The sequence below is a fragment of the Bacillus sp. E214 genome (genome assembly GCF_008087365.1).
Classification (GTDB): domain Bacteria; phylum Bacillota; class Bacilli; order Bacillales; family Pradoshiaceae; genus Pradoshia.
In genome coordinates this window covers 353,726-366,726 of the sequence record NZ_VENN01000001.1, presented here as the reverse complement: position 1 = coordinate 366,726, position 13,001 = coordinate 353,726, and the positions used below count along the sequence as shown (strand labels likewise).

Annotated in this window: 14 protein-coding genes; all 14 read right to left on the bottom strand. The window is 37.4% G+C overall.

Annotated features, from left to right (window positions below; all coding sequences use genetic code 11):
- Positions 1 to 22: 22 nt before the first annotated feature.
- The 14 genes from FHY47_RS01750 to trmFO all read right to left on the bottom strand — a co-directional run bounded on the left by FHY47_RS01750 (position 23) and on the right by trmFO (position 12,880).
- On the bottom strand, positions 23 to 640 hold the full coding sequence (locus tag FHY47_RS01750) for a MotE family protein (protein WP_148629568.1): 618 nt from the start codon (positions 638 to 640) through the stop codon (positions 23 to 25).
- 14 nt (positions 641 to 654) lie between these two features.
- A complete protein-coding gene (gene fliJ / locus FHY47_RS01745; RefSeq protein ID WP_139891250.1) occupies positions 655 to 1,095 on the bottom strand; it encodes a flagellar export protein FliJ in 441 nt (146 codons plus the stop codon).
- Between the two features lie 4 nt (positions 1,096 to 1,099).
- Positions 1,100 to 2,410, bottom strand: a complete 1,311-nt coding sequence (gene fliI, locus FHY47_RS01740) for a flagellar protein export ATPase FliI (RefSeq protein WP_148629567.1) — start codon at positions 2,408 to 2,410, stop codon at positions 1,100 to 1,102.
- The gene (fliH, locus tag FHY47_RS01735) at positions 2,410 to 3,171 is read right to left on the bottom strand and encodes a flagellar assembly protein FliH (RefSeq protein ID WP_187393410.1); all 762 of its coding nucleotides are present in this window, start codon (positions 3,169 to 3,171) and stop codon (positions 2,410 to 2,412) included. The genes fliI and fliH overlap by 1 nt, the downstream gene beginning before the upstream one ends.
- Complete coding sequence (gene fliG / locus FHY47_RS01730; protein WP_066100433.1) at positions 3,164 to 4,183, bottom strand: flagellar motor switch protein FliG; 1,020 nt, start codon at positions 4,181 to 4,183, stop codon at positions 3,164 to 3,166. Before fliG ends, fliH begins: the two co-directional genes overlap by 8 nt.
- A 13-nt stretch (positions 4,184 to 4,196) precedes the next feature.
- The gene (gene fliF / locus FHY47_RS01725; protein ID WP_148629565.1) at positions 4,197 to 5,789 is read right to left on the bottom strand and encodes a flagellar basal-body MS-ring/collar protein FliF; all 1,593 of its coding nucleotides are present in this window, start codon (positions 5,787 to 5,789) and stop codon (positions 4,197 to 4,199) included.
- Positions 5,790 to 5,896: 107 nt separating this feature from the next.
- Positions 5,897 to 6,205: a flagellar hook-basal body complex protein FliE gene (gene fliE, locus FHY47_RS01720; RefSeq protein ID WP_066100437.1), complete on the bottom strand. Its 309-nt coding sequence runs from the start codon at positions 6,203 to 6,205 to the stop codon at positions 5,897 to 5,899.
- 19 nt (positions 6,206 to 6,224) lie between these two features.
- Positions 6,225 to 6,743 carry a flagellar basal body rod protein FlgC gene (locus tag FHY47_RS01715; protein WP_148629564.1) on the bottom strand — a complete coding sequence of 173 codons (519 nt, stop codon included), beginning with the start codon at positions 6,741 to 6,743 and terminating at the stop codon, positions 6,225 to 6,227.
- A gap of 2 nt (positions 6,744 to 6,745) precedes the next feature.
- On the bottom strand, positions 6,746 to 7,138 hold the full coding sequence (flgB, locus tag FHY47_RS01710; RefSeq protein ID WP_066100443.1) for a flagellar basal body rod protein FlgB: 393 nt from the start codon (positions 7,136 to 7,138) through the stop codon (positions 6,746 to 6,748).
- Positions 7,139 to 7,690: 552 nt separating this feature from the next.
- Positions 7,691 to 8,467, bottom strand: coding sequence for a GTP-sensing pleiotropic transcriptional regulator CodY (codY, locus tag FHY47_RS01705; RefSeq protein ID WP_066100446.1), 777 nt, complete (start codon positions 8,465 to 8,467; stop codon positions 7,691 to 7,693).
- Positions 8,468 to 8,599: 132 nt separating this feature from the next.
- A complete protein-coding gene (gene hslU / locus FHY47_RS01700; protein ID WP_140461266.1) occupies positions 8,600 to 10,015 on the bottom strand; it encodes an ATP-dependent protease ATPase subunit HslU in 1,416 nt (471 codons plus the stop codon).
- 16 nt (positions 10,016 to 10,031) lie between these two features.
- Positions 10,032 to 10,574, bottom strand: a complete 543-nt coding sequence (gene hslV / locus FHY47_RS01695) for an ATP-dependent protease subunit HslV (RefSeq protein WP_140461265.1) — start codon at positions 10,572 to 10,574, stop codon at positions 10,032 to 10,034.
- A gap of 38 nt (positions 10,575 to 10,612) precedes the next feature.
- Positions 10,613 to 11,512 (bottom strand): tyrosine recombinase XerC, encoded by a 900-nt coding sequence (gene xerC, locus FHY47_RS01690; RefSeq protein WP_140461264.1) that lies wholly within the window; start codon positions 11,510 to 11,512, stop codon positions 10,613 to 10,615.
- A gap of 63 nt (positions 11,513 to 11,575) precedes the next feature.
- The gene (trmFO, locus tag FHY47_RS01685) at positions 11,576 to 12,880 is read right to left on the bottom strand and encodes an FADH(2)-oxidizing methylenetetrahydrofolate--tRNA-(uracil(54)-C(5))-methyltransferase TrmFO (protein WP_139891257.1); all 1,305 of its coding nucleotides are present in this window, start codon (positions 12,878 to 12,880) and stop codon (positions 11,576 to 11,578) included.
- Positions 12,881 to 13,001 lie beyond the last annotated feature (121 nt).

Genomic DNA, 13,001 nt, shown 5'->3' with positions numbered 1-13,001 from the left:
TTTCAATCTTTCTGCTTTCCCCTTAAGAATCCTCGGCACCATTACTTTTCTCGGCCGAGATTTTTTCCATTAATACGGCAGCTTTTTTAGCTTCCATCTTTTCCATAATGTCAGCCAAGGCTTCTGTAGTAATAGAGGATAGGATTTTCACCGCTTCTTTCTCATTCATTTCTGCTACTATTAAGGCCGCCTGTTTGGGCGCCATTTTCTCATAGGTATCAATGATATCTTTTGAGGATCTTGAGTTTTGTTCTTTTTTTTGATCTAGTTCTGAAATCGTCTGTTCCAGTTGCTCTACGGATAACTGACTGCGCTTGAGTTCAATCTCCTTGTTATCCAGCAATTTTTCAAGACTTTCCATTTCTTTCTCTTTATCCTTAAGCTCTGACTTAAGACTAGCAATTTCTTTCACATAGTCCGCTTGATTTGTTTGATTTGTCTGTTTTTCTGCCTTTTCCTCACTCTCACCTAAAAAGGGAATATTTTCAGCAAGTTTTCCAGCTTGTTCCCCTATACTTTTACCTGAGAAAGTTACGGTGATTACCAGAATTCCAACTATGAATATCAGAACAATCAATATAGTAAGGAACAAATTCAGTTTACTAAATCCTTTGTTTTCCTTTTCTTCCATACGATCCAACTACTACGCCTCCATCATGAACGGCTCATATATTGTTGAATAGATATTTCATCCATTTGCCGATTTTCTTCGTATTTCATTGTATTAAAATATCTTTGAAAATCTTTCTCTTTGATTTTCTCGTATTTTTTAACCTCTACATTGCTTTCTATCAGAAGCTGGTGATAAAAGTGCATTTTAGATCGTGTATCCATCACACGCTTTTGATAATGGGCAATCATCTTTTCATGATTATCCAAAAAATGCTGATTATATCTGACCTGCTGTACGGACAATCCCTGTTTTAATTGTTCAGATTGTGAATCCAATAACTCTTCTTTCTTTTTCAGCACTTGATAGAGATTTTCGGCTTCTGATTCAAACTCTTTTACAGCTTCTGTATATTTTGACTCTGAATCATTCTTTTCTTTTTCTTTTATCGTTAATATTTTTTCGAATTTATACTGATAGTGCATTGAATCATCCACCCATCTCTACTAATAAGTGCAGTTGTTCGATACTTTGCTGTTTCGTCACTTTTTCATTTACATCCTGTTTTAAATACTCAATGATTGCAGGATATTTAGTAATAGCTTCATCAATGATTGGGTTGGAGCCTTTTTTATAGGCACCAATATTAATTAAATCTTCTGCTTCCAGATAAGCACCTAAGGATTGTCGTACCTTTTCAGCTGCTTTAGCATGAGCCGGTTCTATAATATGAGCCATTATTCTGCTGATACTTTTTAAAATATTGATTCCTGGAAACTGTCCCTTATTAGCAAGGTCTCTGTCTAAAACAAAATGTCCATCTAATATCCCACGTACTGTATCAGCAATAGGTTCATTCATATCATCACCATCTACCAATACCGTATAAAAGGCTGTAATCGTTCCCTTACTGTTCGTTCCAGTTCTCTCTAGCAATCTTGGCAGAATACTGAAGACAGATGGAGTATACCCTTTAGTTGTCGGCGGTTCCCCAACAGCCAGACCCAATTCTCTCTGTGCCATAGCAATCCTTGTAACCGAGTCCATCATCAGCATGACATTCATCCCCCGATCGCGAAAAAACTCAGCTATGGCTGTTGCCGTATAAGCAGCCTTTATTCTCATTAAGGGCAGCTGATCTGATGTGGCTACAACTACTATAGATCTTTTTAATCCAAGAGGACCTAAATCTCTTTCGATAAATTCTCGGACTTCTCTCCCACGTTCACCAACAAGAGCTATCACATTTAAATCAGCTGTCGTATTCCTGGCAATCATTCCTAATAATGTGCTCTTTCCTACTCCGCTTCCCGCGAAAATTCCAACCCTCTGACCTTTTCCAACCGTTAGTAAACTATCAATCATGCGGACACCTGTTTCAATTCCCTCATTAATGGGCGGACGTGACATTGGATTTGGAGGATCCTGCTCCGTTGCTGTAGAGGATAAACCGTATGGAAGTGACCCTCCATCAAGTGGGTTTCCGATAGCATCAAGTGCCTTGCCTATTAAACCTGTTCCTACTTTGATCTCGAGCGGTTTACGAGTCGCCTCGACAATAGAGCCGGGTGCTATCTCACTTACAGCACTATAGGGCATTAAAATGACAATCTCATCCCGGAATCCTACTACTTCAGCCTTTACCTTGTTCTTTTTGCCGGTATGGATCAAGCATACATCTCCAATTGAGCTGGCCGGCCCCTGAGACTCAATCATAAGACCTACCACTCTTTTAATTCGCCCATATCTCTTAAACGTATCGAGAGTATCAATTTGATCTATTAATTGAGAGACTTTCATTAGAGGTCCTCCTCAAGGGATTCCTGAAGCTTAATTCTGATTTGTTCCAGCTGTTCATCCACACTTGCTACCAAACGTCCATTGGATGATTCAATTACACATCCATTTCCTTCTAACTCATCATTCGGATAGATATAAAACTCTGTTTCTCTTGGAAATAAGGACATTAATTCTTTTTTATGTGTTAAGACAAAAGAGTAATGAAGCGGAGGAATATGTAGTTCAATATTTTTATATTCTCGCGCTTCCTTAATTGCTTTTTTCACAATAAATAAATAATCTTCCTCATTTTCGTCTAAGTGCTGATTCATAATTTTTTCAGCTACCTTTATTCCGAGGTTGAGGATGGTAAACTCAGACTTTTCCACAACAGATTGGTATTCTTTTTTAGCTTGGTTCATTGTCTCTTGTGCAAGGTTCAGCATGTGCTGATATTCTCTTTTTGAGTCCGAAGCACCCTGTTTCTTACCAATGAGATACCCTTCCTGTCTGGCCTCTTCAATGAGAATTTGTTTTTCCTTATCCCATTGCTTTACTTCTTCCTGTATCTTTAGATAAACTTGATCAGCCTGTTTCTGAGCTTCTAAAACAATTGCCTCAGCTTTTTGATTGGCTTCCATCAAGAGCCGATTTAGATCAGAAGCTACTGACTCTTCTTGAAAAAGGGACTCATTCTGTTCATTCATTATTTTTTTAATCCGGATTATTTTCTTCTCTTGCGCATGTGTTTCTGTATAATGGGACTTTATAATTCTAGACAATAATGTCATCTCCCCCACCACGGGCTAGGACGATTTCACCGGCATCCTCAAGGCGTCGAATAATCGCAACAATTCTTGACTGCGCTTCTTCTACATCCCGTAAACGAACCGGTCCCATAAATTCCATCTCTTCTGTAAATGTATCGACCATCCGTTTGGACATGTTTTTATAAACAATTTCCTTAACCTCTTCACTGGCGACTTTAAGAGACAGCATTAAATCTTCGTTTTCTACATCTTTTATCACCCTTTGGATGGCTCTATTATCCAAGGTGACAATGTCTTCGAATACAAACATTCGTTTCTTAATTTCTTCAGCCAATTCAGGATCCTGTATTTCTAAAGCATCCAAAATGGTTCTTTCTGTTGAACGATCAACACCATTTAACACTTCTACAACGGCTTCAATTCCACCGGTTTGCGTATAATCTTGCGTAACAGTGGCAGATAGCTTTCGTTCTAGAATTTGTTCTACCTCATTGATGATTTCAGGCGAGGTGCTGTCCATTAAGGCAATCCGTTTCGCTACATCTGCCTGCATATCCTGAGGAAGCTCTGATAAAATCTGTCCTGCCTGTCCCGCTTCCAAATAAGATAGTATTAAGGCAATCGTTTGAGGATGCTCATTCTGTATAAAATTCAGAATTTGGCCCGGATCTGCTTTTCTGACAAAATCAAAGGGCTTCACCTGCAGAGATGATGTTAAGCGATTGATAATGGCCTGTGCCTGGTCACTGCCCAATGCTTTTTCTAATACAGTTTTGGCATAACCAATTCCACCCTGAGAAATGTAATCCTGTGCCAGCGCAATCGTATGGAATTCATCTACGATATCTTCCTTCTCTTTTGGGCCTACCTTTCGTACGCCTGAAATTTCTAAGGTCAGCTTTTCAATTTCCTCTTCCGATAAATGCTTATAAACATTTGCAGATACATCCGGCCCCATTGAAATGAGCAGGACTGCAGCCTTTTGTTTTCCCGTTAGACCACTTTTTTTATCTCTGATAGACATGTCTTCTTACCCCCTAGTCTTCCGTAATCCATGATCTTAAGAGTTTCGCAAATTCATCAGGCTTTTCTTTCGCCAATTTTTCTAGTTGCTTTCTTTTAACAGTGGCTTCTGATTCTGCTTCGTCTTCAATATTGGCTACCAAAACAGGAGGGATCGGTTCTTCATATTGTTCTATCTCAATTTCTTTATTTTTTCTGGATTTGATAATAAAAATCAAAAGCAGAATAATCGCTAAACATAATACACCGCCTATGACATAAATCCACCACGGAATACTGTTTTCCTGCTGTTCCTCAAATGTAACTTTCCCATTAAATGGCTGGATGGAAATCGCAATTTTTTCCTCTAATTGATCATCTGTTAGAGGATTTTCATTTTCTGATTTATCGATACTTGTTCGCACAATCGTCCCCAAAATATCTCTTATATCAGTTATTCTTTCTTCTGGGAGAGAGTTGGTGTCATTAGCATCAGGTGGTTCAACCATAACCTGAATCCCCAAATCTCTTACTTTGTATGGAGATTCACTAATCTCTTTACGTATTCGGTTAACCTCTGTGTTTACTGTTTCCTCAGTCTTCTCATAATCACCATTTCCATTTGATCCTTCAAGATACTGCGATCCCAGTGAGTCTGAAGGATCTTCAGTAACAGGTGTACCGCCTTCTGCTCCTGTTTCGCCTGTATAGGTCTCTGATAGTTTTTGGGCACTGATCGTTAGGCCTTCCATATTCTCTTCATCCACGGGTTCCACAAGATTTTCTTCTCTATTTTCTTGGGTAAAATCCACATCAGCTGTTACAGAAACAACAACTTTATCGTTACCCATGATCGTTCCAAGCATACTTTGAACTCTGCGTTGTATATCCTTCTCAATCTCTTTCTTTATTTCATTTTGGGATGCAAAACTATCCGTACTATTGCTGCCACTATTATTTAAATCAAAGTACTCAAAGTATTGATTCATAATGACGATATTATCTGTAGGAAGATTTGGGACGCTTTTTGATACTAAATGATATAAGGCTTGTATTTGCTTCTCTTCAAATTCCTGTCCAGGCTTTGTATTTAATACTATGGAAGCCGAGGCCTCCTCTTTTGTATCACTAACGAATACCCCCTTATCAGGGAGGGTGAGAATAACCTCAGCACCTTGAACTCCTTCTATCCCTTTAATAAGGCCTGCTATTTCATTCTGCATAGCATCCTGTTTAATGACATTAAATTCATTATCAGTCATACCAAAGCTTGCATTTTCACTGAAATATGAATAATCTACGCTTCCTGACTTCGGAATACCCTCTGCAGCAAACTCAACTAGCAACGTATCTGCCATTTCACTTGGAACTAGTATCGTACTGCCATTATCAGCGATTTCCGACGTGATTCCTCTGCCATCCAGATTCTCTTTTATAGATCCAGTTTCTGTTGGTGAAAGATCACTATATAGAGGAACGAGCGTTGTTCTTGAAGTAAGAAAAACAACCGCAGCAGCAATTAGTATTACTGCAGCCATCATACTGATATAGAGTGTTTTCTGTTTACTTGAACGGCTCTTCCAAAAATCTTTTATTTGATTTCCAATTTTTATGAACGTTTCCTTCATCGTGATCCCCCGAACTTAGCTTTTGCATCAATATTAACGTCCACAGAGACTTCCCTGTCATATGTAGGGAATATTAATTTCGTTGGGACAATGCATATATTATTTTTCTACATGCTCATTCTCATTATTTCCTGATAAGCTTCGACTGCTTTATTGCGGACTTCCATAGCCGCCTGCAGCGTTATACTCGCTTTTTGGGATGTAATCATTACATTATGCAAATCAACATTTTCACCAAGTGCTAATTTTTGTGTCATCGTAGCTGATTCTTGCTGAGTCGTATTAATTTCTTCAATAGATTTCTTTAGGACGGACGCAAAAGATTTTTGAGATTCGTATGGTGTAGTATTGGGTGAGTTAGGTAGTTTTTGAGTAAAAATTGAAGAAACAGAGTTGTTTAATTGAATTGGTTCCATCCCTTATAGCCCCCTAATTTTATTTTCCTATTTCAAGTGCTTTCATCATCATCCCTTTGGATGCATTGAATACTGTAATATTCGCTTCATATGACCTTGTTGCACTGATTAAATCAACTGTCTCACGCAATGGATCAACATTGGGCATTTTAACGTACCCCGTGTCTGGATCAGCATCTGCATGGGCTGGATCATAGACCAGTTTATAATCGGGCTCCTCGATATAACCAGCTTCATTGGCTGCCTGATTGCCAGGGTCGTAAACCATATTGACATCTTCCTTAATCGCAGCAACTCTAACACCATTACCAACAGAAGAATTATTTGTTTTATTCATAACTGTATTCAAAAAATTAGAAAACCCATTATCCTTTGTTTGCAATTCAATTGATTTCCTTTGATAAGGTTGCCATTCACCATCAACATACTTGCCTCTTGTTGTTTCAGCGTTGGCCATATTGGATGAAATCACATCCATACGCAGTCGCTGTGCTGTTAACGCACTGGATGTAATGTTCATGCCAGTGAACAAACCCATACCTACTTACCTCCCTGTATAACACTTTTTAATGTTTGAAAATTGCCATTCAGCCGTTCAATCAATGCATTGTAATAGATTTGGTTAGTAGCCAAATCGCTCATTTCACTATCCATATCCACACTGTTTCCTGTACTATTGTAATTCCGACTGTTACTGGTTACTTGAATGGCACTGCTTCCTGTTTTCTTAAATTCAAAGTGCCTGCTATCGGTTTTAAAGGATTGATTATTTATTTGTGCTGCTTGATCTAATTCAGATTTAAAACTCACATTTTTTGCTTTATAGTTAGGCGTGTCGACATTTGCAATATTTTGGGAGATAGCTTTTGATTTTAATGACGAGTAATTCAACCCTTGTTCAAGCAAGCTGACTGTGTTGGAAAAAAGCTTCATTTTATCACCCTTTCATACTTAGAGAGTTTTCCCTACTCTATTAGTTAATTCATTTTCTACGACAAATCCTTCTATATATTGAACATATATCCAATATACTACTATATTCACTATTATTTTACAGAGTAATATTACATATTTCTTTATTTTAAGTATAAATAAGACAAAATAGTCACATTTATAAATTATTTGTCATAATTTATATTAAAGAAAATTAACATAAAATGATAAGTACAATAGTCCTATTTTGACCAAGAGTTTTTGAATTTACCTGGCTATTTTCACATTTTGTTCAAATTTCAACTAACAAAAAAACGAACCCATTTTTAGGAGTTCGTTTTTTTTCATTACTAATAGAAGTAAATAAAGTAAGTTTGAAAACCCTTCATTGATTTCCCATTATTAAGTAATAAGAGTGCAATAACAATTACTATCAACATCTTACGTTAAATGATATTGTATTGATGTTAATTACAAGTCCAACCGACTTCTTTTATCCAGTAACAAAAAAACCGAAGTCACTTTTTGACTTCGGTCTTTCTATTTGCTGTATTAGCGTTTTAATCCTTCAAGCTCGTTTAAGAATTTAGCATTCAATACTTTGATATAAGTACCTTTCATACCTAAAGAGCGAGATTCGATAACACCGGCACTTTCTAACTTTCTTAATGCGTTAACAATAACAGAACGCGTAATTCCTACTCGGTCAGCTATTTTGGAAGCAACTAATAAACCTTCATTACCTTTTAATTCTTCAAAGATATGCTCAATAGCTTCTAATTCACTGTAAGATAATGAACTGATAGCCATTTGAACAACAGCCTTGCTTCTAGCTTCCTCTTCAATTTCTTCTGCCTTTTCACGCAAAATTTCCATTCCAACAACAGTAGCACCGTATTCACCTAGAATCAAATCATCGTCAGCGAATTTTTGTTCTACACGGGATAGAATTAATGTACCAAGGCGCTCACCGCCGCCTACGATAGGAATAATTGTAGTCCAGCCTGATTTAAATAACTCTTTGTTTTCTACAGGGAAAGCTGTATATTCGCTTTCAACATCAAGATTGGAAGATGTTTCTTTAATATTGAAAAGATTATTTGTATATTCTTCAGGAAATTGACGATCTTCGAGCATTTTTTTCATACGCTCATTTTCAATTTGTTGGTTTATTTGAAAACCAAGTAATTTTCCTCTGCGGCTAACTACGAAGATATTCGCCTGAATTACTTCGCTTAAGCTTTCAGCCATTTCTTTAAAGTTAACTTGCTTTCCGCCTGTTTGTTGCAGCATCGAGTTTATTTTTCTTGTTTTATTCAGTAAATCCATTGTTTACTTCCTCCTATAATGTCTTCTTTTATGGATATTTATCAAGTTTATTGAGTGAACAGGATAATGGAAAAGAGTAAAATGTAACTAATTAGTTGTACCCTTGAGCAATAATCTGAAACATCAAACTACTTATAATATAAACTCACTTAAGTCTTTATTTTTAGATATTGCGCCCAGTTTTTCATCCACATACTTAGGGGTAATCATAATATGCCCCATAGAAATTTCAGGAGCTTCAAATGATAGGTCCTCTAAAAGCTTTTCCATAATAGTATGTAATCTTCTTGCTCCAATGTTATCCGTGTTTTGGTTCACTTCAAAGGCAACCTCGGCTATCCTACGAATAGCTTCGTCTGAAAATTCAATTTCTATACCTTCTGTTTCTAATAATGCTATATATTGTTTAATCAAAGCATTGTCAGGTTCTATTAACACTTTATAAAAATCATCCACAGATAATTTTTTAAGTTCTACTCTGATTGGAAAACGACCTTGCAGTTCAGGAATAAGGTCAGAAGGCTTTGCAATATGGAAAGCACCTGCAGCAATAAATAACACGTGATCCGTTTTAACAGTACCGTATTTCGTTACGACTGTCGAACCTTCAACAACAGGAAGAATATCTCTTTGGACTCCCTCTCTCGATACGTCTGCTGAAGAGGCACCGCCGCTCTTACTCGCTATTTTATCGATTTCATCAATAAAGATGATACCAGTCTGTTCAGCTCGTTCAATAGCTACCTGTGTTACCTCATCCATATCAATCAATTTTTGCGCTTCTTCATTTGCCAATACCTTACGTGCATCTTTAATAGCTAGTTTTCGTTTTTTCTGCTTTTTAGGCATTAGATTACTGAATGCATCCTGCATATTCATACCCATTTGTTCCATACCGGATCCCTGAAGCATATCGAACATTGATGGAGGCTGTTCTTCTACCTCTACAGTAATTACTTCTTCTTCTAACTCACCTTTTAATAAACGCTCTTTGATTAATCTGCGTTTTTCATATATATTTCTTTCATCTTCCTGATTATCTTGATCAGATGGATTGGAAGTATCACCTGAACCGCCGAATATCATCTCAAAAGGATTTTTAAAGGAAGACGACTTTTTGCCTGAAGGTACTAACAATTCTACAATTCGATTGTTAGCATTTTCTAATGCTTTATCCTTCACTTCCAGCATTCTTTCTTCTTTTACAAGTCTAACAGAAGTTTCAGCTAAATCACGCACCATGCTTTCTACATCACGTCCGACATAGCCAACTTCTGTGAATTTTGTTGCTTCCACTTTAATAAAAGGGGCTTTAACAATTTTAGCAATTCGACGAGCTATCTCAGTTTTTCCAACACCAGTCGGTCCAATCATAAGGATATTTTTCGGTACAACCTCATCACGCATGTTTTCTTTTAAGAGACCGCGTCGATACCTATTTCTTAATGCAATAGCGACTGCTCTTTTAGCATCCGCTTGCCCAATTATGTATTGATCCAATTTCTCAACTATTTGTCTCGGCGTTAGATTTTTGTTGTCCTGTTTCATTATGACCCTCCTTTGTTCATAGCTCTTCCAAAATAATATTAGAATTCGTATATACACAAATTTCAGATGCAATTGTTAACGAAGCATGAGCAATTTCTCGGGCTGTCATATTTTCACCGGAAAAACGTTTCAAGGAACGTCCAGCGGCCAGCGCATAATTCCCACCGGAACCAATCGCCAATATACCATCATCAGGCTCAATCACTTCTCCGGTACCTGAAATCAGCAGCATATGATTCGTATCCATTACGATTAACATAGCTTCAAGCTTACGTAAAACTTTATCGCTTCTCCAGGATTTAGCAAGTTCAACCGCTGCACGCTGTAAGTTTCCATTATATTCATGTAACTTACTCTCGAACATTTCAAATAAAGAAAAAGCGTCCGCAACTGAGCCTGCAAAACCGGCTAACACTTTTCCATTAAATAATTTTCTCACTTTTTTTGCAGTGTGTTTCATTACAACGGCATTTCCCATTGTTACCTGACCGTCACCAGCCATAGCACATTCCCCATTATGTTGCACTGCAAAAATGGTAGTAGCATGAAATTGTTCCATAATACAACTCTCCCTTACTAAAATTAAGGCAAATATCTTTAAGCTCTCGGATGGCTGTTTCTATAAACCTCTCTTAGTCTTTCCTTACTGACATGCGTATAAACCTGCGTCGCCTGTATGGAGGAATGACCGAGAAGTTCCTGTACAGAGCGTATATCCGCACCGCTATTTAATAGGTGTGTTGCAAAACTATGCCGCAGCATATGTGGATATAGATGTTTATTAACGGAAGCTTTATCTATAATATTCGTTAAAATATACCGAACACCCCTTGGAGTTAAAGGGTTACCTCTTTGGTTAACAAACAGAAACGCGTGCTGTTGTGAAGATTTTTGTATTAATTCATTTCTGGGTCCTTCAATATATTCCTGCAATGCTTTTTTAGCATGTTCGCCAAAAGGAATATAACGATCCTTCTTCCCCTTCCCATGAGCAAGAACAGTCATAAGAGAAAAATCCAAATCGCCCAGTTCCACACTGCAACATTCACTTACCCTCATACCTGTTGCATACAAAAGTTCTAAAATAGCCAAGTCCCGCTTTCCTATAGTAGAAGTATGATCGATAGCTGAAAATATCGCTTCCATCTCTTCTTCATACATAAACCTAGGCAGCCTCTGTTCCTTTTTTGGCAATGAAAGCATTGCAAATGGATTTTCATCCACCATATTTTCCCTCATGAGAAACTTATAAAACGATCGTAAGCAAGATATTTTTCTGCTGATACTTCTTTTAGACAAATTACGTTCAGTGAGATTCGTAACATATAATCGAGCATCGGGATATGTGACTGTTTTCAAACTGGAAATAACTTGTTCACTCATGAACAAGAAAAATTCCTCTATATCCTGTTTGTAATATGCAATAGTATATTTTGAATAGTTTTTTTCGATTTGTAAATACTTTATATAAAATTCTAAAGAAGTTCCATTATTCAAAAAAGTCACTCCTTATCAAGGGCTACTAAATACTAACATATAATAGTAACCCTTGCAATTATTTTACAAACTATTCAAAAAGTTCCGAATTGTTTGTAAAGCACGTTCAGCGTGAGCTTCAGCTCGTTCTTGTTTGGATTTAATTTTCCTTCCTAAATCCGGGAATAAGCCAAAATTAGCATTCATAGGTTGGAAGTTTTTGGAATTAGTTGAGGTGATATAGTGAGCCATGCTTCCCATTGCTGTTTCCTGAGGGAAGGTTAATGGTTCCTGTCCTGAAGCCATCCGAGCTGCATTAATACCTGCAATTAAGCCTGACGCTGCCGATTCTACATATCCCTCTACACCTGTCATTTGACCTGCGAAGAATAAATTAGGCTTTTCTTTTAGCTGATATGTAGCTTCCAGCACTTTAGGCGAATTGATAAAGGTATTTCTGTGCATAACACCATATCTTACAATTTCAGCATTTTCCAGACCTGGAATTAATCTAATCACTTCTTTTTGCGGGCCCCATTTTAAATGAGTTTGGAAGCCAACAATATTATACAATGTTCCAGCTGCATCATCCTGACGAAGCTGCACAACTGCATACGGTCGTTTTCCCGTTTTAGGATCTTCTAGGCCAACCGGCTTCATCGGGCCAAACAGCATGGTTTTCTTTCCTCGCTTTGCCATCACTTCAATAGGCATGCATCCTTCAAAGAAAATTTCCTTTTCAAACTCTTTTAACGGAACAGTTTCTGCTTCAATTAGCGCGTCATAAAAAGTATTAAATTCCTCTTCAGTCATTGGGCAATTTAAATAAGCTGCTTCCCCTTTATCATAGCGTGATTTCAAATAAACTTTGTCTAAATCAATACTGTCTTTTTCAATAATCGGTGCAGCCGCATCATAAAAATAAAAATAGTCCTCTCCTGTTAATTGGCTGATTTCACGTGATAATAATTCACTGGTAAGAGGCCCCGTCGCAATAATCGTTATCTCATCTTTTGGTATTTCCGTTAATTCCTCATTATGAATCGTTACATTTGGATGATTTCTTAATGTTTCTGTTACTCTGCCTGCAAACTCATGGCGGTCAACAGCCAGTGCTCCTCCAGCCGGTACAGAACAGTGATCTGCAGAATCAATAATAAGTGAGTTTAATTGACGCATTTCCTCTTTCAATACTCCAACCGCATTGGTTAAAGTATTTGCTCGCAAAGAATTGCTGCAAACCAATTCAGCGAACTTATCTGTATGATGTGCCGGAGTTTGTTTCACAGGTCTCATCTCATATAAATCAACCTGTATGCCTCTCTCGGCCAATTGCCAGGCCGCTTCGCTGCCAGCTAATCCGGCACCTACTACTATTACTCTTTGCATTATGTATACCCTCCAGCTATATTTATTACGTAAATCGTTATATCATGTAACTCATTTAAAAACAATATGTTTTATAAGTCATACGTATCTGTTATTAAAAAGTTTCAGGATATTTCACGTA

Coding starts and splice junctions, on each gene's coding strand:
- FHY47_RS01715 (WP_148629564.1), bottom strand. CDS start 6,743: ATGGGTTTGTTCACTGGCATGAACATTACATCCAGTGCGTTAACAGCA.
- trmFO (WP_139891257.1), bottom strand. CDS start 12,880: ATGCAAAGAGTAATAGTAGTAGGTGCCGGATTAGCTGGCAGCGAAGCG.
- hslV (WP_140461265.1), bottom strand. CDS start 10,574: ATGGAACAATTTCATGCTACTACCATTTTTGCAGTGCAACATAATGGG.
- hslU (WP_140461266.1), bottom strand. CDS start 10,015: ATGAAACAGGACAACAAAAATCTAACGCCGAGACAAATAGTTGAGAAA.
- fliF (WP_148629565.1), bottom strand. CDS start 5,789: ATGAAGGAAACGTTCATAAAAATTGGAAATCAAATAAAAGATTTTTGG.
- flgB (WP_066100443.1), bottom strand. CDS start 7,138: ATGAAGCTTTTTTCCAACACAGTCAGCTTGCTTGAACAAGGGTTGAAT.
- fliE (WP_066100437.1), bottom strand. CDS start 6,205: ATGGAACCAATTCAATTAAACAACTCTGTTTCTTCAATTTTTACTCAA.
- fliG (WP_066100433.1), bottom strand. CDS start 4,183: ATGTCTATCAGAGATAAAAAAAGTGGTCTAACGGGAAAACAAAAGGCT.
- fliJ (WP_139891250.1), bottom strand. CDS start 1,095: ATGCACTATCAGTATAAATTCGAAAAAATATTAACGATAAAAGAAAAA.
- codY (WP_066100446.1), bottom strand. CDS start 8,467: ATGGATTTACTGAATAAAACAAGAAAAATAAACTCGATGCTGCAACAA.
- fliI (WP_148629567.1), bottom strand. CDS start 2,410: ATGAAAGTCTCTCAATTAATAGATCAAATTGATACTCTCGATACGTTT.